The 23,788-nt window shown below is 59.5% G+C and carries 17 protein-coding genes and 1 tRNA gene; 16 read left to right on the top strand and 2 right to left on the bottom strand.

Annotated elements, in window-relative coordinates:
* The first annotated feature begins 17 nt into the window (after window positions 1–17).
* The 6 genes from pheS to phaR all read left to right on the top strand — a co-directional run bounded on the left by pheS (window position 18) and on the right by phaR (window position 5,604).
* Complete coding sequence (gene pheS, locus JHD77_RS02915) at window positions 18–1,034, top strand: phenylalanine--tRNA ligase subunit alpha (protein ID WP_003090666.1); 1,017 nt, start codon at window positions 18–20, stop codon at window positions 1,032–1,034.
* 34 nt (window positions 1,035–1,068) lie between these two features.
* On the top strand, window positions 1,069–3,447 hold the full coding sequence (gene pheT / locus JHD77_RS02920) for a phenylalanine--tRNA ligase subunit beta (protein ID WP_031755495.1): 2,379 nt from the start codon (window positions 1,069–1,071) through the stop codon (window positions 3,445–3,447).
* Window positions 3,448–3,450: 3 nt separating this feature from the next.
* A complete protein-coding gene (gene ihfA / locus JHD77_RS02925; RefSeq protein ID WP_003090661.1) occupies window positions 3,451–3,753 on the top strand; it encodes an integration host factor subunit alpha in 303 nt (100 codons plus the stop codon).
* Entirely contained in the window at window positions 3,734–4,090 is a 357-nt protein-coding gene (locus JHD77_RS02930; protein WP_003090655.1) for a MerR family transcriptional regulator, read from the top strand. The genes ihfA and JHD77_RS02930 overlap by 20 nt, the downstream gene beginning before the upstream one ends.
* An 89-nt stretch (window positions 4,091–4,179) precedes the next feature.
* A tRNA-Pro gene (locus JHD77_RS02935) sits at window positions 4,180–4,256 on the top strand.
* Window positions 4,257–5,079: 823 nt separating this feature from the next.
* The gene (gene phaR / locus JHD77_RS02940) at window positions 5,080–5,604 is read left to right on the top strand and encodes a polyhydroxyalkanoate synthesis repressor PhaR (RefSeq protein ID WP_031690869.1); all 525 of its coding nucleotides are present in this window, start codon (window positions 5,080–5,082) and stop codon (window positions 5,602–5,604) included.
* A gap of 34 nt (window positions 5,605–5,638) precedes the next feature.
* On the opposite strand, the gene JHD77_RS02945 is transcribed toward phaR, so the two are convergent.
* Entirely contained in the window at window positions 5,639–6,205 is a 567-nt protein-coding gene (locus JHD77_RS02945) for a phasin family protein (RefSeq protein WP_031690871.1), read from the bottom strand.
* A gap of 249 nt (window positions 6,206–6,454) precedes the next feature.
* Between JHD77_RS02945 and JHD77_RS02950 the strand changes: the two genes are divergently transcribed.
* From JHD77_RS02950 to phaC, 7 genes are all read left to right on the top strand, one after another.
* Complete coding sequence (locus JHD77_RS02950; protein ID WP_031690873.1) at window positions 6,455–9,001, top strand: DUF3141 domain-containing protein; 2,547 nt, start codon at window positions 6,455–6,457, stop codon at window positions 8,999–9,001.
* On the top strand, window positions 8,998–9,930 hold the full coding sequence (locus JHD77_RS02955) for a phosphate acetyltransferase (RefSeq protein ID WP_031690874.1): 933 nt from the start codon (window positions 8,998–9,000) through the stop codon (window positions 9,928–9,930). The genes JHD77_RS02950 and JHD77_RS02955 overlap by 4 nt, the downstream gene beginning before the upstream one ends.
* Window positions 9,927–11,135 carry an acetate/propionate family kinase gene (locus tag JHD77_RS02960; RefSeq protein ID WP_031690876.1) on the top strand — a complete coding sequence of 403 codons (1,209 nt, stop codon included), beginning with the start codon at window positions 9,927–9,929 and terminating at the stop codon, window positions 11,133–11,135. The genes JHD77_RS02955 and JHD77_RS02960 overlap by 4 nt, the downstream gene beginning before the upstream one ends.
* A complete protein-coding gene (fabI, locus tag JHD77_RS02965; protein ID WP_031690877.1) occupies window positions 11,132–11,911 on the top strand; it encodes an enoyl-ACP reductase FabI in 780 nt (259 codons plus the stop codon). Before JHD77_RS02960 ends, fabI begins: the two co-directional genes overlap by 4 nt.
* A 622-nt stretch (window positions 11,912–12,533) precedes the next feature.
* Entirely contained in the window at window positions 12,534–13,289 is a 756-nt protein-coding gene (gene phbB, locus JHD77_RS02975; protein WP_031690879.1) for an acetoacetyl-CoA reductase, read from the top strand.
* Between the two features lie 45 nt (window positions 13,290–13,334).
* A complete protein-coding gene (locus tag JHD77_RS02980; RefSeq protein ID WP_031690880.1) occupies window positions 13,335–14,513 on the top strand; it encodes an acetyl-CoA C-acetyltransferase in 1,179 nt (392 codons plus the stop codon).
* A gap of 136 nt (window positions 14,514–14,649) precedes the next feature.
* Window positions 14,650–16,350, top strand: a complete 1,701-nt coding sequence (gene phaC / locus JHD77_RS02985; protein WP_031690882.1) for a class I poly(R)-hydroxyalkanoic acid synthase — start codon at window positions 14,650–14,652, stop codon at window positions 16,348–16,350.
* A 577-nt stretch (window positions 16,351–16,927) separates the two neighbouring features.
* Here phaC and JHD77_RS02990 read toward each other — a convergent pair.
* Window positions 16,928–18,013, bottom strand: a complete 1,086-nt coding sequence (locus tag JHD77_RS02990) for an AraC family transcriptional regulator (protein ID WP_161558079.1) — start codon at window positions 18,011–18,013, stop codon at window positions 16,928–16,930.
* Between the two features lie 356 nt (window positions 18,014–18,369).
* Here JHD77_RS02990 and JHD77_RS02995 point away from each other — a divergent pair, with 356 nt between their 5' ends.
* Genes JHD77_RS02995 through JHD77_RS03005 form a run of 3 tightly spaced genes read left to right on the top strand, consistent with a single transcriptional unit; the run spans window position 18,370 to window position 23,300 of the window.
* Window positions 18,370–19,440 (top strand): HlyD family secretion protein, encoded by a 1,071-nt coding sequence (locus JHD77_RS02995; RefSeq protein WP_031690883.1) that lies wholly within the window; start codon window positions 18,370–18,372, stop codon window positions 19,438–19,440.
* Window positions 19,437–22,172, top strand: coding sequence for a ribosome-associated ATPase/putative transporter RbbA (rbbA, locus tag JHD77_RS03000; RefSeq protein WP_031690884.1), 2,736 nt, complete (start codon window positions 19,437–19,439; stop codon window positions 22,170–22,172). The genes JHD77_RS02995 and rbbA overlap by 4 nt, the downstream gene beginning before the upstream one ends.
* 3 nt (window positions 22,173–22,175) lie before the next feature.
* Window positions 22,176–23,300, top strand: coding sequence for an ABC transporter permease (locus JHD77_RS03005; RefSeq protein WP_031690885.1), 1,125 nt, complete (start codon window positions 22,176–22,178; stop codon window positions 23,298–23,300).
* Window positions 23,301–23,788 lie beyond the last annotated feature (488 nt).

The following is a 23,788-nucleotide window of genomic DNA, read 5'->3' on the forward strand; positions in this document are numbered from 1 at the left end:
GTATCTGGAGTCCATACATGGAAAACCTGGATGCGCTGGTCTCTCAAGCATTGGAGGCTGTGCGACACACCGAAGACGTCAATGCCCTGGAGCAGATCCGGGTTCACTACCTCGGCAAGAAAGGCGAACTGACCCAGGTGATGAAGACCCTGGGCGACCTGCCGGCCGAAGAGCGGCCGAAGGTCGGCGCGCTGATCAACGTGGCCAAGGAAAAGGTCCAGGATGCGCTGAACGCGCGTAAGACCGAGCTGGAAGGGGCCGCGCTGGCCGCCCGGCTGGCCGCGGAGCGCATCGACGTCACCCTGCCTGGTCGTGGCCAGCTGAGCGGCGGCCTGCATCCGGTCACCCGCACGCTGGAGCGCATCGAGCAGTGCTTCAGCCGCATCGGCTACGAAGTCGCCGAAGGCCCGGAAGTCGAAGACGACTACCACAACTTCGAGGCGCTCAATATTCCGGGCCACCACCCGGCGCGTGCCATGCACGATACTTTCTATTTCAATGCGAACATGCTGCTGCGTACCCACACCTCACCGGTGCAGGTGCGGACCATGGAGTCCCAGCAGCCGCCGATCCGCATTGTCTGCCCGGGGCGCGTCTACCGCTGCGACTCCGACCTGACCCACTCGCCGATGTTCCACCAGGTGGAAGGCCTGCTGGTGGACGAGGGCGTCAGCTTCGCCGACCTCAAGGGCACCATCGAGGAATTCCTCCGCGCCTTCTTCGAGAAGCAGCTCGAAGTGCGCTTCCGTCCGTCCTTCTTCCCCTTCACCGAGCCCTCGGCCGAAGTGGACATCCAGTGCGTGATCTGCAGCGGCAACGGCTGCCGCGTGTGCAAGCAGACCGGCTGGCTGGAAGTCATGGGTTGCGGCATGGTGCACCCGAACGTGCTGCGCATGTCCAACATCGATCCCGAGAAATTCCAGGGCTTCGCCTTCGGCATGGGCGCCGAGCGCCTGGCCATGCTGCGCTACGGGGTGAACGACCTGCGTCTGTTCTTCGATAACGATCTGCGCTTCCTCGGACAATTCCGCTAGGCCAGAACGCAACCGGATTCCTTAGGAGAACAGGATGAAATTCAGTGAAAAGTGGCTGCGGAGCTGGGCAAATCCGCAGGTTTCCCATGACGAGCTGGTCGCTCGCCTGTCCATGGTCGGCCTCGAGGTCGACGCCGACCTGCCGGTCGCCGGCGCCTTCAGCGGCGTGGTGGTCGGCGAGGTGCTCTCGACCGAACAGCATCCGGACGCCGACAAGCTGCGCGTCTGCCAGGTCAGCAACGGCAGCGAGACCTTCCAGGTCGTCTGCGGTGCGCCCAACGTACGCGCGGGCCTGAAGATTCCCTTCGCCATGATCGGCGCCGAACTGCCGGGCGACTTCAAGATCAAGAAAGCCAAGCTGCGCGGCGTCGAGTCCTTCGGCATGCTCTGCTCGGCCAAGGAATTGCAGATCAGCGAAGAGAACGCCGGTCTGCTCGAGCTGCCGGCCGACGCGCCGGTCGGCCAGGATGTCCGCACCTACCTGGAGCTGGACGACTACACCATCGAGGTCGGCCTGACCCCGAACCGCGGTGACTGCCTGTCGCTCGCCGGCCTGGCCCGCGAAGTCAGCGCTATCTACGACGTCCCGCTGGCGCCGGTGGCGGTGGACGCGGTCGCCGCGCAGCACGACGAGACCCGTCCGGTCGAACTCGCCGCGCCGGCCGCCTGCCCGCGCTACCTCGGCCGGGTGATCCGCAAAGTCGACCTGAGCCGGCCGACCCCGTTGTGGATGGTCGAGCGCCTGCGCCGTTCCGACATTCGCAGTATCGATCCGGTGGTCGACGTCACCAACTACGTGATGATCGAATTGGGCCAGCCGATGCATGCCTTCGACCTTGCCGAGATCAACGGCGGCGTGCGCGTGCGCATGGCCGAGGACGGCGAGAAGCTGGTCCTGCTCGACGGCCAGGAAATCACCCTGCGCGCCGACACCCTGGTGATCGCCGACCACCAGCGCGCCCTGGCCATCGCCGGGGTGATGGGCGGCGAGCACAGCGGCGTCAGCGACAGCACTCGCGACCTGTTCCTCGAAGCCGCGTTCTTCGACACCATCGCCCTGGCCGGCAAGGCCCGCTCCTATGGCCTGCACACCGACTCCTCGCATCGCTTCGAGCGCGGCGTCGACAGCCAGCTGGCGCGCAAGGCCATGGAGCGCGCGACGCGCCTGATCCTCGACATCGTCGGCGGCGAGCCGGGGCCGATCGTCGAGCAGGTCAGCGAAGCGCACCTGCCGAAGGTCGCGCCGATCACCCTGCGCGCCGAGCGCGTGACCCAGATGCTCGGCATGCCGCTGGACGCCGCCGAGATCGTGCGCCTGCTGCAAGCCCTGGAGCTGACGGTGGTAGCCGACGGGGAAGGGCAGTGGTCGGTCGGCGTACCGAGCCATCGCTTCGACATTTCCCTGGAAGTCGACCTGATCGAGGAGCTGGCCCGTCTCTACGGCTACAACCGCATGCCGGTGCGCTACCCGCAGGCGCGCCTGGCGCCGAACAACAAGCCGGAAGCGCGCGCTGCGCTGCCGCTGCTGCGTCGCCTGCTGGTCGCCCGCGGCTACCAGGAAGCGATCACCTTCAGCTTCATCGATCCGGCCCTGTTCGAACTGTTCGATCCGGGCACCCAGCCGCTGACCCTGGCCAACCCGATCTCCGCCGACATGGCGGCGATGCGTTCCAGCCTCTGGCCGGGCTTGGTCAAGGCGCTGCAGCACAACCTCAACCGCCAGCAGTCGCGGGTCCGCCTGTTTGAAAGTGGCCTGCGCTTCGTCGGTCAACTGGAAGGCCTGAAGCAGGAAGCCATGCTCGCCGGCGCCATCTGCGGCAAGCGCCTGCCGGAAGGCTGGGCCAATGGTCGTGACGGCGTGGACTTCTTCGACGCCAAGGCCGATGTCGAGGCAGTGCTGGCCAGTGCTGGTGCCCTCGGCGACTTCAGCTTCGTGCCCGGCGAGCACCCGGCGCTGCACCCGGGGCAGACCGCACGCATCGAGCGGGAAGGGCGGCTGGTCGGCTACCTGGGGGCGCTGCATCCGGAATTGGCGAAGAAACTCGACCTCGAGCAGCCGGTGTTCCTCTTCGAGCTGCTGCTGGCCGAAGTGGTCGACGGCCACCTGCCGAAGTTCCGCGAGCTGTCGCGCTTCCCCGAAGTGCGCCGCGACCTGGCGCTGCTGGTGGATCAGGACGTGCCGGCACAAGACATCCTGACACAAATCCGTGCGGCGGCCGGCGAATGGCTGACGGACCTCAGGCTGTTTGATGTGTATCACGGTAAAGGCATTGATCCGCATAGAAAAAGCCTTGCCGTCGGCTTGACCTGGCAGCATCCATCGCGCACTCTTAATGACGATGAAGTCAATAGCACGACGCAGAACATCGTCACGTCGTTGGAAGAAAGGTTCAATGCCACGTTAAGGAAATAGCGTATGGGGGCTCTGACGAAAGCTGAAATTGCGGAACGTCTGTACGAAGAGCTGGGCCTGAACAAACGGGAAGCCAAGGAGTTGGTGGAGCTGTTCTTCGAAGAGATCCGCCAGGCGCTGGAGCATAACGAGCAGGTCAAGTTGTCCGGTTTCGGCAACTTCGACCTGCGCGACAAGCGCCAGCGCCCCGGACGCAACCCGAAGACCGGCGAAGAAATCCCGATCACGGCCCGCCGCGTTGTCACCTTTCGTCCAGGGCAGAAACTGAAGGCCAGGGTTGAGGCATATGCTGGAACCAAGTCATAACGACGAGCTGCCACCGATTCCCGGCAAGCGCTACTTCACCATCGGCGAAGTCAGCGACTTGTGCGCGGTCAAGCCCCACGTGCTGCGCTACTGGGAGCAGGAGTTCCCGCAGCTCAACCCGGTGAAGCGCCGCGGAAATCGCCGCTATTATCAGCGCCAGGACGTGCTGATGATCCGCCAGATCCGCGCGCTCCTCTACGACCAGGGCTTCACCATCGGCGGGGCGCGCCAGCGCCTCTCCGGCGACGAGGCCAAGGACGACGTCACCCAGTACAAGCAGCTCATCCGCCAGATGATCGCCGAGCTGGAAGAAGTCCTGCTGGTCCTGAAGAAGTGACGGAAGCAAAAAAAACTTCCACTTATCAGAAGCTTAGTATATAGTGCGGCTCACTTCGGAAGCACAGCCACTGAGCTCGGAAGTACAGTCGGGGCGTAGCGCAGCCTGGTAGCGCACTTGCATGGGGTGCAAGGGGTCGAGTGTTCGAATCACTCCGTCCCGACCAAAAATCCCTAGAAAATCCAGTCACTTAGCGGTGACTGGATTTTTTTATGCCTGATGCTTTTGTACTGCTCCTGAATTTTGCCCCACTTTTTGCCCCACCCGAGAATATGGCCTGCTATCTCTCTTCTTTTGATGGTGAGCCGGTACGTTCAAACACAGGTGAGGTGAGGTGCGCTGCGCTTCCTGACCAAAACGCTACCCCGAATCAGCATGCAGTCGCTGGCGCAGGGTTCGCTCGGTCAGGCGTTGGTGCTGGGTCATGCTCTAGGTGGCAGGGTAGGGGGGCAGTGAGTCGAGCGGCGCCCCGATGTGCGCCTTGGGCCTGCCCATTTCTACTTCCAGCAGCGCGTTGAGGCTGTCGCAAGAGGGGCACGGCACGGCTCGGGCGGTGGCAGTCGGCAGGTCGATCGGGCCGGGGTCTACTGTGCAGCCCCTCGGCGCTGATGGGGATGAGCTTATCCTTGAGGTCGGCCAGGAGCCGATTCTCGATTCCTTGCTCGCGACGATCTGGGTGTAGTTTTGGGGAGGTGCCGATGATGGCGTGCAGCTTCTTCGGCGATAACTTGAAGCCGGTATCAGTCTCGCCCTTCCGTGCATCGGCCGCCGAATTGTCGAGGGTGAAGGCCAGCTCGTCGTGGTTGGTCTGCAGCAGGTCGAGGTTTCCCACCGAGGCCTCGCGGCCCTTGATGCCGTGCTTCTAGATCTGCGATAGGAATCCCTGTGGGATGGCTATCCCGCTGCTGGCGTCGGTGGGGATATCTATGAGAAAGGCCTAAGATAGTGCTGCCAACTGACATAGCCCATTTCATGAAGAGACGCCTTGCATGCCCGAAGACGACCGCAGTGCTCCACGCCTGATCAAGAAATACACCAATCGCCGCCTATACGACACCCACACCAGTGCCCATGTCACCCTTGCCGACATCCGTCGACTGGTCATCGATGAAGTGCCGTTCCAGGTAGTAGACGCGAAGAGTGGCGAAGACCTGACTCGAAGTATCTTGCTGCAGGTTATTCAGGAGGCGGAAAGCGACGGCGAGCCGATCTTCTCTAGCGACATGCTCAAGGGCATCATTCGCTTCTACGGCCCGTTCCAGGGCATGCTCGGCAACTATCTGGAGAAGAGCATCCAGACCGTGATCGACATCCAGACGCAGACAGGGGTGCAATCCTCTCAGGCCTGGAGTGACTTTATGCACAAGCAGGTGCCTGTCATGCAGGATCTGATGAGCCAGTATGTCGAGCAGTCGAAGAAGCTCTATCTGGGCACCCAGAACTTGTTCGGATTGTTCGGTGGCATTCCGCCCGGCAATTCTGGGCAGAAGAAAAAAGGCGGTGATGACCAATGAAGGCCATCACCGCCCTTGGTGCAGTTGCCTTGTCTTACTTGCGCCCGCCCGCAGTCTTGCTGGCTTCACGGGTGGCCTGACCTGCCGCGGAAGCGGCAGCCGCGATGCCGTTCTCGGCGATCTCGGCTGCCTGTTTGGCCGCTTTCTGTGCGCTTTCATAGACACTGCCGGCGCTTTCCAGTGCCGACTTGAGGACGGCTACCGCCGGCTCTGCGCCCGCCGGGGCGTTCTTGGCGATGACGTCCACCAGTTCCCGCACATGCTTGGCGCCGGCCTCGACTTGGCGTTCGGCAAGCTTGGCGATATCCGCCTGAGTGCTGGAGACCAGGTCATACACCTCTCGATTGAACTCCAGCAGGCGCTCTGCCTGAGCAGCTGGCTGAGTGAAGGACGCCTGCGCCTCGGCGAAGGCCTGCGGGTCACGCACCGACAGCAGCTTGCGTAGGCTGTCGAACTGCTCACTGCTGGATGCGCGTAGCGCCTTGAATTGCAACTGACTGAGCTGCTCGACGCTCTCGAATACTTTGCCACTGATCTGCTGCAGCAGGTCAAGGTTGGCTTTCTGTGCGCTTTGCAGTTTTTCCGAATCAAAAAAAGACATGGTCGGGTCTCCTGGCAATGGGGAAGGCCGCTTGCGGCCTAGCACGCGAAAACCATCCATGATGGAGCCGCTGCGCTAGCAAAATGTTGCACTGCACAAAGAGAGATCGCAAGCGCTTTTGTGCGCCGCAAAAAAACTTTGCTCAAGTCGAAGCGATTCGCTATAAAACTTGGCCTGAAAGCCATGGCTCCTCTTCATGGAGAGGATCGAACGAGGGCTTTGCCCACGTCCCTGCTATAGGAAACGCTCATGAGCCAGGAAAGTTTTTTTGCAAAGCGAGAAGAAAGTTTTTCCTCATTCCATAATCTGTTCGAACACCTCGGACGCCTACAGCAGCTGCACGGGAAGCTCCTGCTCGATGCCTTTGGTCAACGCCATGAGACTCTGCTTGCGCCACTGAGAGAAGGTCGCCTGCGTGTCCCCAGCGCAGGCGACTGCTGGGAATATCTGGTCGACTTCGGACAGCGCGGCCTGCTGTTCTGGGATGCACTGCGCCAGCGTGGCGACAATACCCTTGCCCACGAGCGTGCCGGCTATCCCCTACTGCTCAAGTTTCCCTATGAGGTGCTGATCGACGGCCGTGATCTGCCCCACCCGGTCAACTACTCCCTGCTGCACATCGTTCCACGGGATGACCAGCCGAGCGATACCACGCGGCAGCCGGTCATCGTTATCGACCCACGCGGCGGTCACGGCGCCGGCATCGGCGGCTTCAAGCAGGATTCTGAAATCGGCGAAAGCTTGCGCGCTGGGCACCCGACGTATTTCATCGCTTTCAGCCATGCACCCGCACCCGGCCAGACCTTGATCGACATCGCCGAGGCCGAGGCTCGCTACATCGAAACGGTCAGCGCGCGCCATCCGGAGGCCGGGAAGCCAGTGGTGATCGGTAACTGCCAGGCCGGCTGGGCACTGATGGGGCTGGCTGCCGCGCGTCCGGAGCTGCCAGGTCTGGTGATCGTCAACGGTGCGCCGCTGTCCTACTGGGCCGGAGTCAACGGGCGCAACCCGATGCGCTACGCTGGCGGCCTACTCGGCGGTGCCTGGATGACCCGCTTGGGCAGTGACTTGGGCAATGGCCGTTTCGATGGCACCTGGCTGGTCAGCAACTTCGAGAGCTTGAATCCGGCCAACACCTACTGGAGCAAGTACTACAAGCTGTTCAGCAACGTCGATAGGGAAACCCCTCGCTTTCTCGATTTCGAGCGCTGGTGGGGCAGTCCAACCCTGCTCAACAGCGAGGAGATCGAGGTGATCGTCGATGACCTGTTCATCGGCAACCGCCTGGCTGGCGGTTCTGGGCGCAGGAGCAGCAGCATCGACTTGAAGCGCATTGAGGCGCCCGTGGTGGTGTTCTGCTCATATGGCGACAACATCACCCCACCGCAGCAAGCACTGAACTGGATAGCCGACGTCTATCCCAGCGACTTAGCGCTGCGCAACGCCGGACGCACCATTGTTTACCTGCAGCATGCCAGCATCGGCCACTTGGGTATCTTCGTCTCCGGTAAGGTAGCCCGTCGTGAGCATAGGGAACTGCTCGGCGCTATCGATGCCATCACCATGCTGTCGCCGGGACTGTACGAACTGGTGATCGACGACCTGCCAGCATCCGCCAGTGATGACCAGGCGTATCAGGTGCATTTCGAATCCCGGCGCATAGCCGACATTCTCTGCCAAGATGAGGATGACCTTAGCGACGAACTTGAATTCGCCCTGGTCGACCGTGTCTCCGGATTCAACAGCACTCTCTACGACTGGCTAGTCCGCCCCTGGATGCACAGAGCGATCAACGAACCACTCGCCGAATGCTTGCGCAAGAGCCATCCGTTTCACCAGCAGCAAGTTGTCTGGAGCAGTCTCAATCCAACCCTTTGGTGGCTGGCAGGCCATGCGGCCCTGACGCGCGTCAATCGCCGCCCAGCATCACCCGATAATCCCCTGTTTGCCTGGCAAGAGGCATTCTCCAGCACGGTCGAGACTCTGCTCGATGGCTATCGTGACGTCCGCGACGCGGCCCAGGAGATGCTCTTCCATGGTTTCTATGGTGGTCTGAGCACCTTGACTGGCGGCCAGGCACCACACTCGCAGCAGAGCTACGTCGAGCAGCGTGATAAGGCTCTGGTCGAGCATCTGCACGACTCGCTTCTCCGCGGCGGGGAACAGGAGGCGCTCATTCGCATTCTCTGCCTACTCGCGCATGCAAGTGGCAGGTTCGGCAAGGAGCGTATTGAACAACTTGCCCAGCAGGCCCGCGCGCTCTCGCAACAACTAGGCATTGACCCACTCGCCGTGCGTGACAGTGTCCGTCTGCAGGATCTTCTGGTCTTCGCCCTCCCCGAGGAGGGTCTGAATACATTGCCATGTCTGCTCCCCGAGGCCAGGCAGCGTGAGGCAGTGCTGGCAGCCGCCGTGCACCTCGTGCCCGAGCTACTCTACGCTGAGGGCGCGGTGGGCGAGCTCTGGCGCCGTTTGCACGACCTGCTTGAACACCCACTTCCGACCTTCGCACAACCACCAGTGCCAGTCATCGCTGCGGACAGCGAGCCAGAACAAGCCCCGTTAACGCTGCACCTGCCCGAGGCAGATGCCCAGGCACCCAAGGCCAGTACGCGGCCAAGGAAGAGAAACGCTGCCCAGCCTGCCGAAGCGCAGATCGAAACCAGCTCGTCCCCTGTGGAGCCCAGGAGCAAGAGCCCCGTGACCTCGGTGAAAAAAACGGGGCGCGCCAAGGCGGCCCGGTCTGCGCCGGCCCCTGATCCCGCGAGCCAGGACAAGGGAGGCAGCGCCGAATGAGCCAGGATCACTACCAGGAGTTACTGAACCGCTGCGCCGAAATTGGCCCGCTGCCCACCATCGTCGTACATCCTTGCGAGGCGAATGCGCTGCGAGGAGCGCTGGAGGCCACCCAGGCCGGGCTGATAGCCCCGATTCTGGTAGGCCCGCGCCACAAGATCGCGGCAACCGCCAGCGAGGCTGGCCTGGATATCGACGGGCTGACCGTGGAGGACGTGCCACACAGCCACGCTGCCGCCGAGCGTGGCGTCGCCCTGATCCGCGAAGGCCGTGGCGAGCTGCTGATGAAAGGCAGCCTGCACAGCGATGAACTGCTGCATGCCGTGGCCGATCGTGAAAGCGGTCTACGCACAGAACGGCGCCTCAGTCATGTCTTCGCCATGAGCGTGCCCAGCTATCACAAAACGCTGTTCGTCACCGACGCGGCGGTAAACATCTTTCCCGGCCTGGAGGACAAGGCCGACATCTGCCGCAATGCGATCCAGATGCTGCACGCCCTCGGCATCGACCGGCCTAAGGTAGCGCTGCTGTCGGCGGTTGAAACTGTCACGGCCAAGCTGCCCTCGACCCTGGAAGCTGCCGCACTTGTGGTCATGTCCCTGCGTGGACAGATCGATGGCGCGCTGCTCGACGGGCCACTGGCCTTCGACAACGCGATCAACGCCGACGCTGCGCGGGTCAAGGGCATTCATTCAGACGTCGCCGGCGATCCGGACATCTTACTGGTACCTGACATGGAGGCGGGCAACATCCTCGCCAAGCAACTGATCTATCTTGCCGGTGCCGAGGCGGCCGGCATTGTCCTCGGTGCCCGCGTACCGATCATTTTCACCAGCCGTGCCGACAGCCCCCGGGCGCGCATCGCCAGTAGTGGGCTGGCCGTGCTGCTCGCCAAAGCGCGGCGCACCCAACTAGGTGTGCCCTCATGAGCCCCGCTCAAGACGAACTGATCGTCACCGTCAATGCGGGCTCGTCGAGCATCAAGACTGGTCTGTTCGCCGGCCGCCAAGGCGAGGAGCAGCCACGTTTGCTGGCGCGCGGCAAGCTGGACGGCATTGGCGTGGTGCCGCGCCTCCAGATAGTCATGGCCGATGGAACAGTGGTGAAGGACGTAGCCTTTGCGCCGGAGCATGTTGCCGACATGAAAGCGGCTTTCCAGCAGGTCTACAGCGCACTGAAGGAAGGTCTACAGAATCGCCCACCGGCGCTGATCGGCCATCGAGTGGTGCATGGTGGGATGGATTTCAGCGCCCCGGTGCGCGTGGATATTGCAACACTGGCGCGCCTGAGGACGCTGGAACCCCTGGCGCCACTGCATCAACCGCACAATCTGGCGGCTATCCAGGCAGCGCTCGAGCACAATGCGCACCTACCTCAGGTCGCCTGTTTCGATACCGCGTTCCATTCCGGGCGCAGTGAAATGAGCCAGCTCTTCGGCTTGCCCTACGCGCTGTACGAACAGGGTGTTCGCCGCTACGGCTTCCATGGCTTGTCCTTTGAATATGTCAGTCAGCGCCTGATCGACAGAGCCCCAGAGCTCGCCACCGGCAAGCTGGTCATCGCCCATCTGGGCAATGGTTCCAGCCTGTGCGCGATCGAGGCCGGCCGCAGCGTCGAGGTCACCACAGGTTTCAGCGCCCTCGACGGCCTACCCATGGGCAGCCGCTGTGGTGCCCTGGATCCCGGCGTACTGCTGTACCTGTTGGATCAGGGCATACAGGTTCGGGATCTGGAGACGCTGCTGTATCGACAATCTGGCTTGCTCGGCATTTCCGGGGTTAGCAGTGACATGCGCAAACTGCGCGCCAGCGACGACCCTCGCGCAGCCCTGGCCATCGACTTCTATGCCTACCGGATCGCCCAGGAAATCGGTCGGCTCGCCACGTGCCTGGGTGGGCTGGACGCGCTGGTATTCACCGCCGGTATCGGTGAAAAGGATGCCGCGCTGCGTGCCCAGGTGCTGCAGCATCTCGCGCCACTCTTTGGGCTGCGCATCGATGACGCGGCGAACCAACGCAACGCCGAGCGCATATCCAGTACCGCCAGCACGCGGGCTGTGTGGGTCATCCCTACCGACGAAGAGAGCATCATTGCTCGCCATGCCTGGCGTCTGTATCAGGATCAGCACTTATGAGCATCAAGGAAAGCCTGTCCCTAGCCGGTAAGCGCGGCCTGGTGGTCGGCATCGCCAACCCGCATTCGATCGCCTGGGGCTGTGCTCAGGCGTTGCATGAAATGGGAGCAGAGCTGGCTGTCACCTGGCTGAATGACAAAGCTAGGGTGCATGTTGAACCCCTGGCGCAACAGGTGCATGCCACTGTGAGCATGCCCCTGGATGTAACCCAGACCGGCGAGCTGGACGCTCTGTTCGAGCGCCTCGCAGAGCAATGGGGATCGCTGGACTTCGTCGTTCACTGCCTGGCTAGCGCGCCCAAGGAGGAAATCCGCGGACGCCTACTGGACAGTTCCAGCACCGGCTTCCTGCAGGCCATTGATATTTCCTGTCACTCTTTCATTCGCATGGCGCGCCTGGCCGAGCCGCTGATGCCCCGCGGCGGCAGTCTGGTGACCATGAGTTACTTGGGCGCCCAGGAGACGATCGAAGGCTATGCCCTGATGGGGCCGGTCAAGGCCGCTCTGGAATCTAGCGTGCGCTACCTGGCCACCGAACTGGGGCCGCGCAACATCCGCGTGCATGCCATTTCCCCCGGCCCCATGCCGACTCGGGCGGCATCCGGGCTAAAGGACTTCGATCACTTGTTGGAAACCTCGACCAATCGCGCCCCTTTACGCCGCCTAGTCACTTTGGAGGAAGTCGGCGGCCTGTGTGCCTGGCTGGTTAGCAACGCTAGCCAAGGTCAGACTGGCGGAGTCCACTTCGTTGATGGCGGCCTGAACATCCTCGGTTGATTCAAGGTGCCTTCATGCAAATCCATGCGCTCCATATTTAACTTGGCGCTCTAGTCTGAGCGCCACTGTTTGCCGAACTATTGGGCGTCGGCAAACTCATGGATTTGGATGCCGCCAGTAACACCGTGGGTCTGATGGCGGACTGCTGTATCGGTGGGCCGGTCGCCAGTTACTTGATACGCCGCCACGCATTGCTCCTAATCCTGTGGCCTGGATGTGGTAGAGCATGGAGCTAATAGTGGGGTAGGCGCTTGCGCGGGTGAGCAGCACATCCGTCCGTGTCAGCAAGCAAATATCGACTCAAGCCTCACGACGCAAGAGCACCTCATACAGGCCCTCTGCCGGCAGCATATCCACCAGCATCCCGACATAGTTGGAACTGATCCGGCAAATACCCCTCCGCTGTTTCTCGAAGAGCAATGGCACACTTTGAAATGCGCGACCTAGATGTCCGCAAGTCAATTCTAATTGACTCCAGTCAATGCTTCGTTAGATAGAGCTCAAAGCGCGCCAGGACTGGTGTGCGAGGACAACCCGGCGTAACCCGGGGACATTGTTCACATCCGCAAAGCGCCAGAGACTTGCCCGCTGTTCCAAGGTCTTAATTAACGAGGAATGGTTAATGGGTACTGCGAGCAATGCGGCACGTATAGCACTGGTCACCGGTGGTATGGGCGGTATCGGTACGGCGATCAGCCAGCGCCTGCATCGGGATGGCTTCACCGTGGTGGTGGGCTGTAATCCCTACTCCAGCCGCAAGGCTTCCTGGATTGCCACGCAACTCGAGGCGGGCTTTCACTTCCACTGCATCGACTGCGACATCACCGACTGGGATAGCACCCGCCAGGCCTTCGACATGGTGCACGAGACTGTCGGCCCGATCGATGTATTGGTCAACAATGCTGGCATCACCCGCGACGGCACCTTCCGCAAGATGTCCCCAGAAAACTGGAAGGCGGTGATCGATACCAATCTCACCGGCCTGTTCAACACAACCAAGCAGGTCATCGAGGGCATGTTGGCCAAGGGCTGGGGACGCGTCATCAACATCTCCTCAATCAATGGCCAGCGAGGCCAGTTCGGGCAGACCAACTACTCCGCGGCCAAGGCTGGCATTCATGGCTTCAGCATGGCCTTGGCCCGCGAGGTGAGTGGCAAGGGCGTGACCGTCAATACGGTTTCCCCTGGCTACATCAAGACCGACATGACCGCGGCGATTCGCCCGGACATCCTCGAAGACATGATTACTGGCATTCCTGTGGGCCGTCTCGGCCAGCCCGAGGAGATCGCCTCGATCGTGGCCTGGCTGGCCTCCGATCAGTCTGCCTATGCCACCGGCGCCGACTTCTCGGTGAATGGCGGCATGAACATGCAGTGATGCGCCATTCGCGCCCTCGCTCAGCCATGACATGAGGTGTTCCAGATGATCGAAGTCGTTATCGTCGCCGCCACTCGCACCGCCATCGGCGCTTTCCAGGGGAGCCTGGCCGGCACTCCCGCCGTTGAACTGGGCGCCACGGTGATCCGCCGCCTGCTCGAACAGACCGCTCTGGATAGCAGTCAGGTGGATGAAGTGATACTCGGCCACGTACTCACCGCCGGTGCTGGGCAGAATACCGCTCGCCAAGCAGCGGTCATCGCCGGCCTGCCACACGCCGTACCGGCGATGACCCTGAACAAGGTCTGTGGCTCCGGCCTGAAAGCCCTGCACCTGGGCGCCCAGGCCATCCGCTGTGGCGATGCCGAGGTGGTGATTGCCGGTGGCATGGAGAACATGAGCCTGTCGTCCTATGTCCTGCCCAAGGTCCGCGCCGGCCTGCGCATGGGCCACGCGCAGCTGGTCGACAGCATGATCGTCGACGGCCTGTGGGACGCATTCAACGACTACCACATGGGGATCACTGCCGAAAACCTGGTAGACAAGTACGGCATCAGCCGCGAAGCCCAGGACGAATTCGCCGCCGCCTCGCAGCAGAAAGCCGTGGCCGCCATCGAGACCGGTCGCTTCCGCGACGAGATCGTCCCGGTGAGCATTCCGCAGCGCAAGGGCGAGGCGCTGAGCTTCGACACCGACGAACAGCCACGCGCCGGCACCACCGCCGAGTCGCTGGGCAAGCTGAAACCGGCCTTCAAGAACGACGGCAGCGTTACCGCCGGCAACGCTTCCAGTCTCAACGACGGCGCCGCCGCGGTACTGCTGATGAGTGCGGCAAAGGCCGCAGCGCTTGGTCTGCCAGTGTTGGCGAAGATCGCCGCCTACGCCAATGCCGGCGTCGACCCGGCGATCATGGGTATCGGACCGGTGTCGGCCACCCGCAGCTGCCTGGATAAGGCGGGCTGGAGTCTGGCCGAGCTGGATCTGATCGAGGCCAATGAAGCCTTCGCGGCCCAGGCCCTGGCCGTGGGTCAGGAGCTGGGCTGGGATGCTGGCAGGGTTAACGTCAACGGCGGCGCCATCGCCCTCGGCCACCCCATTGGCGCCTCCGGTTGCCGCGTACTGGTCAGCCTGCTGCATGAAATGCTCAGGCGCGACGCGAAAAAAGGCCTCGCTACCCTGTGTATCGGTGGCGGCCAGGGCGTGGCGCTGGCCATCGAGCGCTGAGTGACGCTTTCGCGACTCTGCCGGACGTGCCCCCCTGCACCCGCACCGCCAGGCTGGCCGTGCGGTTACGTCTCGACATGATCGCACCGCGCCTCTCACCGGGCGCGGCTTTTGTTTTCATATTCCTGGAGACGCCATGGACAACGGACACACCTTTGCTCACTACTGGTCGGGTCAGGCGCCCTTCATCGCCAGCTTCGTCCTGCAGCAACTGCGCTTATACGTTGCGCAAAATACTTGGTTCAGCGGGCACGACCAAAGCCAGTGGTTCGACGTACCTGTCGAGGCGTTGGAGCAACTGCAGGCGGACTACCAACAACAGTGGGCCGAACTTGGCCAGCAATTGCTGAGCTGCCAGCCGTTCGCATTCAGCGATCGTCGCTTCGCCAGTGGCAACTGGAGCGAACCGCTGTTCGGTTCCCTGGCTGCCTTTTACCTGCTGAATTCCGGTTTCCTGCTGAAACTGTTGGAGCTTCTCCCCATCGATGAGCAGAAGCCCCGCCAGCGCTTGCGTTACTTGATCGAGCAAGCGATTGCCGCAAGCGCCCCAAGTAACTTTCTGCTGAGCAACCCTGATGCCCTGCAACGCCTAGTGGAAACCCAGGGCGCCAGCCTACTAAGTGGCCTGTTGCATCTTGCCAGTGACCTGCAGGAAGGCAAGTTGCGCCAATGTGACTTGGGCGATTTCGAAGTCGGCGTGAATCTGGCCACCACCCCTGGTGCCGTGGTACTGGAAACCCCTATGTTCCAGCTGATCCAGTATTCGCCGCTCAGCGAAACGCAATACCAGCGGCCGATATTCATCGTCCCGCCGGCGATCAACAAGTACTACATCCTTGACCTCGGGCCCGAAAACTCTCTAATCCGCCATCTACTGGAGCGAGGCCATCAAGTTTTTCTGATGTCCTGGCGCAACTTCACTCAGGAACAGGCCGACATCACCTGGGAGCAGATCATCCAGGACGGAGTGATCAGCGCCCTGCGCACTACCCGGGCCATCAGTGGTGAGCGCCACCTGAACTGTTTGGGTTTCTGCATCGGCGGCACCATGCTGAGTTGCGCTCTAGCGGTGCTGGCAGCGCGTGGCGACCAGGACATTGCCAGCCTGAGTCTATTCGCCACTTTTCTTGACTACCTTGATACCGGGCCGATCAGCGTCTTCGTCGATGAGCAACTGGTGGCCTACCGTGAGCGCACCATCGGTGGCCATGGTGGCAAATGTGGCCTGTTCCGCGGTGAGGACATGGGCAATACCTTCTCCCTGCTGCGGCCCAACGAGCTGTGGTGGAACTACAACGTAGACAAATATCTCAAGGGGCAGAAGCCGCTGGCTCTGGATCTACTGTTCTGGAACAACGACAGCACCAATCTGCCGGGGCCCCTGTATTGCTGGTATCTGCGCCACACCTACCTGCAGAACGACCTCAAATCGGGGGAGTTGGATCTGTGCGGCGTCAAGTTGGATCTGCGGGCCATAGACGCACCAGCCTACATCTTGGGAACCCATGACGACCACATCGTGCCCTGGAGAAGCGCCTATGCCAGCACGGAATTGCTGGGAGGTTCAAAGCGGTTTGTCCTCGGCGCCTCCGGCCACATCGCCGGGGTGATCAACCCGCCAGATAGGAACAAGCGCCATTACTGGGTCAATGAACACATAGCGCCGGTAGCTGACGACTGGCTGCAGGGAGCTCAGCAGCATTCCGGCAGTTGGTGGGGGGACTGGTTCGCCTGGTTGACCGGCTATGCCGGCCCACGCAAGCCTGCCATCACTATGCTGGGCAATGCCGAATACCCCCCGCTTGAACATGCGCCTGGCCGCTACGTTCGACAATAAAGCCAGTTTTCGTTGAATAAGCTTTATGCGGTCGGCCTCCAGGGTAGTCAGGGTTGGTCGGCTGCTCCCTGCCACTCCTGGCCGAATTCGGAGAGGCGCCGTGCTCACCGGCGGCTGTGCCAGTAAGAGTATCTTGAATACCTCTCTACGGGTTCAGGGGCGCAACAAAATGTCGGTAACCAAAAATTGTAATTGCGGACAATTCTTGGTGGTGTGAGGACGTTTAATAAATTGCTAGCGCTATGCAGTATATGGCTGAAGTGCAATTTTCAGCATGGTCAGGGCGATATGTTATTGGCTCATGATTGATCTGCGAAAGGAACGTGACGGAGTTGTTGGTCGGCATGGTTTGAGTTTTTCTGTGGCAGGCGTGTGCTGGCTAACTGCGCTAGAGATGCTTGAGGTGGTTCTATGCTAGTTAATTATGATCTTGAGGATTGTTCTGGGTTAGAGGTCAGAAAGCCTTTTGATGTCGGGTATGAGTCAGGTGTGTCTGGTTTGACAATTTTCGATTGCCCATATTCTCATATTACCGTGGAAGGGCTTCGTAGTCGGCATGAATGGCTTAATGGATTTCTCACGGCTCTTTCACAAAAGGGCGGTCAGGGGTTGCTTTAGGGGCGAGTGTTTTACTGAGCTCTCCAGGTAGGTGAGTCCCCGCGTTGGTGCTCCTAAAGCTCCCGGGTGGAGTGCCGAACCAACGTAGACAAGCCTTGTGAAAACTGCTGATTTCTTTAAATCCAAGCAGTATGCATATGTGCTCCAGTGAGTAGGATGGATAGTTTTTTAAGTAGTGCTCGGCTAGTTTTTTTCGAGTGCTGTTAAAAATCTCTTTGAAGCTTTTTCCCTCTTTTGTAAGTTCGCGTTGTAAGAGGCGAGTGCTGATGTTCAATTCTTTTGCTACGGAGCCCATATCGCAGGGGAGGCTCCCGAGGCGTTTGATGAACAGGGCTCGTGTGCGCTCGCTGTAATATCCATTATTTAAGGAGTATTTTTGATGTTCAGCTAGGTTGCCGTGGAGTAGTGCGAGTGCTTCATTGGCAGTGCTTAGGGGGATAGACAGTGCATCTTGATCAAATAGGATGCTGTTTCGATTTTTGCCGAAGCGTAAGGGACAGTCAAAAATCCGCTGGTGCTCTGAAATATCTAGCGGGGTAGGGTACATAAATTCAATTTCTCGTGCTGCAGGAAGTTTTCCTCCAGTCATCCAGCGGCATAGTCCAAGAGTTGATGATAGTAATACGTCATTAAAGACTCGGGATTTCTTAATTCTATCTTCTGTATTGTCAGCGTACCACAGGCGTATGCCATCTTCTTCTTGTGTGAGGTTGACGGTAAAGCCGTTTCCGAGAAGGGTAGAAAAACGCACTAATGCCAATAGTGCGTCTTTTAAATTGGCGCTGGATATCATTGCATATCCTACTAATTGAAAAGCGCCTGGAAGAAGGTGCTGGTACGCCTTCAGTCCAATGTCTGGGTTGCCGCTCTCAATTTCTGCTAGCTCCATTAGTCGAAGTACGCTGGATCTTGAAATAAACTTACTCGGTGATCTTAATTCGTCGATGATGATTCCGGACTCTTTGCAGAGTCGCACTGTGTCGAGATTTTGACTGGCAAGGAAATTCACCAGTTGAGCAGCTAGTCCGGCACTTATCCTACTCACCACTCGGTGCTCCTGTTTTGGGTGGATGATTCTTCCTGTGCGGGTTGTGTATAGATATCTGGATGCTCTCAGTATGTCCATAGATACCTTCGTCGGGCGTCTGCGGACATTTTTTTTGGTGTCAGGGGACGTTGCTGGCGTGTTGATGACTTGATTAGCTCTTGTGCGGCAATAGAGCTGACTAGCGGCTCTGTGTCTAGTGATTTTAATTTGTGTGGCAATGAGTCGATTGATTTCGGCCGGTCTTCGGAGGGTGTTGTAGTTTGTATTTTTGATAATTAGATTGTTTTTATAAATTAATTCTGTAGGGGCGATTGCATGTTTCGTTTGTTTTTTGATTTGGTTTGGGGCAAGAGATGAAATTGGGTAAAAAATGGCTGCCCCGTGTCGGCTTACTTCTAGTCTGCATAGCGGTTGTTGCTCTTGTTTGGGTAATGCTTAGGCCTAGTGCTATTGGTAGAGAGTTTGCTGCTGCCAACGGGCGAATAGAGGCTACCGAGGTAGATGTAGCTACCAAACTGCCTGGTCGAGTCGCGTCAATCAACGTTGATGAGGGCGACTTCGTCAAAAGCGGCGAAGTGGTCGCGCGCATGGATACTCAGGTTCTCGAAGCTCAGTTGGCCCAGGCTCAAGCCGAGGTGCGTCGGGCGCAGAATGCGAAGTCCACCGCCGAGTCTTTGGTTGCCCAGCGGACGAGTGAGAAGGCCACCGCGGAGGCCGTGGTGGCGCAGCGTCAGGCTGAACTCACAGCCGCAGAGAAACGCTTCAGTCGTACCGAGCAGCTGGTCAAGCGCAACGCCCTGCCACAACAGCAACTCGATGATGATCGCGCCGTGATGCAGAGCGCCCAGGCTGCGTTGGCGGCTTCGCGCTCGCAGGTGGTTTCGGCTCAGGCCGGCATCGCCGCCGCGCGCTCCCAGGTGATCGAGGCGCAATCAGCCATCGAAGCGGCTACCGCCAGCACTGTTCGGCTGCAGGCGGACATTGACGACAGCCTGCTCAAGGCGCCGCGCAGCGGCCGTGTGCAGTATCGCGTCGCGCAGCCGGGCGAAGTGCTGGCCGCCGGCGGCAAGTTGCTGGATATGGTCGACTTGGCCGACGTCTACATGACCTTCTTTCTTCCCTCGGGCCAGGCCGGCAAGGTCGAGCTCGGCCAGGAAGTGCGCTTGGTGATCGACGCGTTACCGCAGTACGTGATTCCGGCCAAGGTGTCCTACGTGGCCAGCGTTGCGCAATTCACCCCCAAGACCGTGGAGACTGCTAACGAGCGCGAGAAGCTGATGTTCCGCGTCAAGGCGCGCCTCGATCCGGCGCTGCTGGAGAAATACGTCACTTACGTGAAGACCGGCGTACCGGGCATGGCTTACTTGCGTCTCGCCCCGCAGGCTGAGTGGCCCGCCTTTCTGCAGATCAAGGTCCCACAATGATTGATGCACAGACGGTAGCCAGTCTGGCTGGCGTTTCGCTGCGCTATGGAAAGTCTCACGCGGTGGAGGGCATCAGTCTGGACATCCCGGCCAACCGCATGGTTGGACTGATCGGTCCGGATGGCGTCGGCAAGTCCAGCCTGCTGGCGCTGATCGCTGGTGCGCGGAAGATGCAGGAGGGTGAAATCCAGGTTCTTGGCGGCGACATGCGCGACGTCCGCCACCGTCGTGCGGTGTGTCCGCGCATCGCCTACATGCCCCAGGGCCTGGGCAAGAATCTCTACCCGACGCTCTCGGTGTTCGAGAACGTCGACTTTTTCGGTCGCCTGTTCGGCCATGACAAGGCCGAGCGCGAGCGGCGCATCGCCGACCTGCTGCAGAGCACCGGGCTTGCGCCCTTCGCCGAGCGCCCGGCGGGCAAGCTCTCCGGGGGTATGAAGCAGAAGCTTGGGCTGTGCTGCGCGTTGATCCACGACCCCGATCTGCTGATCCTCGACGAACCCACTACCGGCGTCGACCCGCTGTCGCGCAACCAGTTCTGGGAGTTGATCGGGCGCATCCGTGCCGACCGCCAGGGCATGAGCGTGCTGGTGGCTACCGCCTACATGGAGGAGGCCGAGCGCTTCGACATCCTGGTGGCGATGGACGACGGTAAGGTACTCGCGACTGGCACGCCGGCCGAGCTGCGCGAGCGCACGGCGACGCAAAGCCTGGAGGCTGCCTTCGTCGCGCTACTGCCGGAGCGCAAGCGCGCCGGCCACCACGAGCTAGTGATCCCGCCGCGCGAGCGGAGCGAGGGTGCGCCGCAGATCGCCATCGAGGCCGAGGGGCTTACCTGCCGCTTCGGCGATTTCGTCGCTGTGGATCATGTGAGCTTCCGCATCGAGCGCGGGGAGATCTTCGGTTTCCTCGGCTCAAACGGCTGCGGTAAGTCCACCACCATGAAGATGCTCACCGGACTGCTGCCGGCCAGCGAGGGCAGCTGCGCGCTGTTCGGCCAGCCAGTGGACGCCAATGACATGGAGACTCGCCGACGGGTTGGCTACATGTCCCAGGCCTTCTCGCTGTATGCCGAGCTGACGGTGCTGCAGAACCTCGAACTGCACGCCAAGCTTTTCCATCTGCCGGCCGACGAGATCGGCCCACGGGTTGAGGAGATGCTCGAGCGCTTCGACCTCGGCAAGGTCCGCGGCGAACTGCCCGACAGCCTGCCGCTGGGCATTCGCCAGCGCCTGTCGTTGGCTGTAGCAGTAATCCACAAGCCGGAAATTCTCATCCTCGACGAGCCGACCTCGGGCGTCGACCCGGTGGCCCGCGACGGCTTCTGGGCACTAATGGTGGAGCTGTCGCGCAACGACGGTGTGACCATTTTCATCTCCACCCACTTCATGAACGAGGCCAGACGCTGTGACCGTATCTCGTTGATGCACGCCGGCAAGGTGCTCGACAGCGATACCCCGCAGGGCCTGATCGACAAGCGCGGCCTGCCGACGCTGGAAGCCACTTTCATCGCCTACTTGGAAGAGGCGGCCGGCAGCGCGCCGGTAGTCGAAACCTCGCCCGCACCAGAAAAGTCAGCTGAACCAACCAGATACAAGGGTAGCGACCGCTTCAACTGGCTGCGTCTGTTCAGCTACGCGCGCCGCGAGGCGATGGAGCTGCGCCGTGACCCGATCCGCCTGACTCTGGCGCTATTGGGTACCGCGCTACTGATGTTCATCATCGGATACGGCATCAACGTAGACGTAGAGAATCTTTCCTTTGCTGTACTCGACCGCGATCAAACTACCACTAGTCAAAACTATGCTCTCAATATTGCAGGCTCACGTTACTTCATCGAGCATTCGCCTATCGAAACCCCCGATGAACTCGATCAGCGTTTACGTAGTGGGGAGTTGAGTTTAGCGCTAGAAATTCCACCGAACTTCGGTCGTGACTTTAAGCGGGGTAATGCCCCGATTATTGGAGTCTGGATTGATGGAGCCATGCCCACCCGGGCCACGACAGTCCAGGGTTACATTCAGTGGCTGCATTCAAGTTACTTGGCTGAATTAGCGCGTGAGAGTGGCAATGCCGAAGCTAGTTCGGTGGCTAGTACTGAGGTGCGCTATCGCTATAACCCGGACGTAGAAAGCCTTAAAGCCATGGTTCCTGCAGTGATTCCTCTGCTGCTGATCATGATCCCGGCGATGCTCACTGCCCTGGGCGTGGTGCGCGAGAAGGAGCTGGGCTCGATCACCAATCTCTACGTCACGCCGGTGACGCGCCTGGAATTTCTCCTCGGCAAGCAACTGCCTTATATCGGCATGGGCATGATCAACTTCGTGCTGATGCTGGCCATGGCTGTGCTGCTGTTCCAGGTGCCGCTCAAGGGTAGTTTCCTTGCGCTGCTGGTCGGCGCTTTCCTCTACGTGGTGACCAGCACGGGACTGGGCCTGCTGCTCTCGACTTTCATGAAGAGCCAGATCGCCGCAGTATTTGGCACCGCCATCGCTACTATGATCCCGGCCATCCAGTTTGCCGGTCTGATACACCCTGTGTCCTCGTTAGAGGGTGTCGCTGCCCTAATTGGCAGGCTATACCCGACCTCGCACTTCCTGATTATTAGTCGTGGCGCCTTCTCCAAGGCATTGGGGTTCGCCGAGCTATGGGTTTACTACTTACCTCTGGTGGTGATGGCAGTGGTGCTGACTTTGCTTAGTGTGTACTTCCTGAAGAAACAGGAAGATTGAGCCATGAAGAAGATTGCAAATATCTTTAATCTTGGTGTTAAGGAGTTTCGTAGTCTAGGTCGAGACTATGCGATGTTGATCCTTATTGCCTGGGCTTTTTCTTTTGGAGTGTACAGCTCCGCAACAGGGGTTCCTGAGACTCTGCATAATGCATCTATTGCTGTAGTCGATGAGGATCAATCTCAATTGTCTAAGCAGATAATCAGGTCCTTCCAAATTCCTTATTTTCGGACTCCCTCCGAAATTAATCAGGCTGAAATGGATCGCGGGATGGATACAGAGCTGTATAGCTTTACGCTTGATATTCCTCCTGATTTCCAGCGAGATGTACTTGCTCGGCGAAACCCGAAGATTCAGTTGAATGTTGATGCGACTCAGACGGTTCAAGCCTTCTCTGGAGCCGGGTACATACAGAACATTGTTGATACCGAGGTTAGGGAATTCATCAATCGATATCGTGGTGATCCGTCGATGTCGGCAAGGCTGGCTGTGCGGGCGGAGTTCAACCCTAATTTAACTCAGACGTGGTTTGGTGCGGTTATGGAAGTGGTAAACCAAATTACCATGCTATCCATAATTCTCACGGGGGCTGCGCTTATTCGGGAACGTGAGCATGGAACTGTTGAGCATCTATTGGTAATGCCGTTGACCGCGTTTGAGATCATGCTGGCAAAAATTTGGTCTATGGGACTTGTGGTTCTAATAGCTGCGGCTATTTCTTTGCTGCTAGTCGTGCATTCTTGGATTGGCGTTCCACTCAATGGTTCGGTTTGGCTATTTTTGATAGGCGCAGCTATACATCTTTTTGCTACCACTTCAATGGGGGTATTTTTAGGGACTGTCGCGCGGTCGATGCCACAGTTGGGGCTGTTGGTTATAATAATACTAATTCCGTTGCAAATATTGTCGGGAGGGACGACACCTAGGGAGAGCATGCCTGCATTAGTTCAGAATATCATGCTGTTGGCCCCAACAACGCACTTTGTCTCGTTGGCCCAGGCCGTTCTGTTTCGTGGGGCAGGGATCTCGATAGTCTGGGGGCAATTCGTACTTATATTTGCTATTGGGCTGCTCTTTTTCCTCTCGGCGCTTTGGCGGTTCCGTAGAACTATTGGGCAAATGGCATGAGTTTTGATGGGGCGAAGATTCTTCATTGAGATTGCATTTTTATAGTCCCATGATTTCTACTTTAATTTGGATGGCTGTGAGGTTTCAAGGGGTGTAATGGAAGGGCTCAGTGAGGATCAGGTGAGGATTCTTCAGGTACTTTACTCTAATGGAGGGTGGGTGCGGCCTAGTGGCTTGGGTATATGGCTCCAGTGTTCTCCGGCTAGTTATTTTCCGGATCTGCTGGAACGCGGGCTTCTTGAGTGTCGGCAATATATATCTAGTGCGCGCTTCATGAGAAACAATAATAGAAATTCACTTGAGTATAAGTTGTCTAGGGAAGGCGCTTTGCTTGTTGAATCTTTTTTTAGCGCTGGTTAGCTTTAGATTATTAGGGTGGATAGCTGAAAGGCCTGAATCGCCCCTAATTTCGTAGACACCTCCGAGCCTCATAATGAGGTTCATCAGAAGCTGCCATGAGCAACTAGCGTGGCCCCGAAGAGGTCAAA

Source organism: Pseudomonas sp. P20 (assembly GCF_016463925.1).
Lineage (GTDB): Bacteria > Pseudomonadota > Gammaproteobacteria > Pseudomonadales > Pseudomonadaceae > Pseudomonas > Pseudomonas aeruginosa.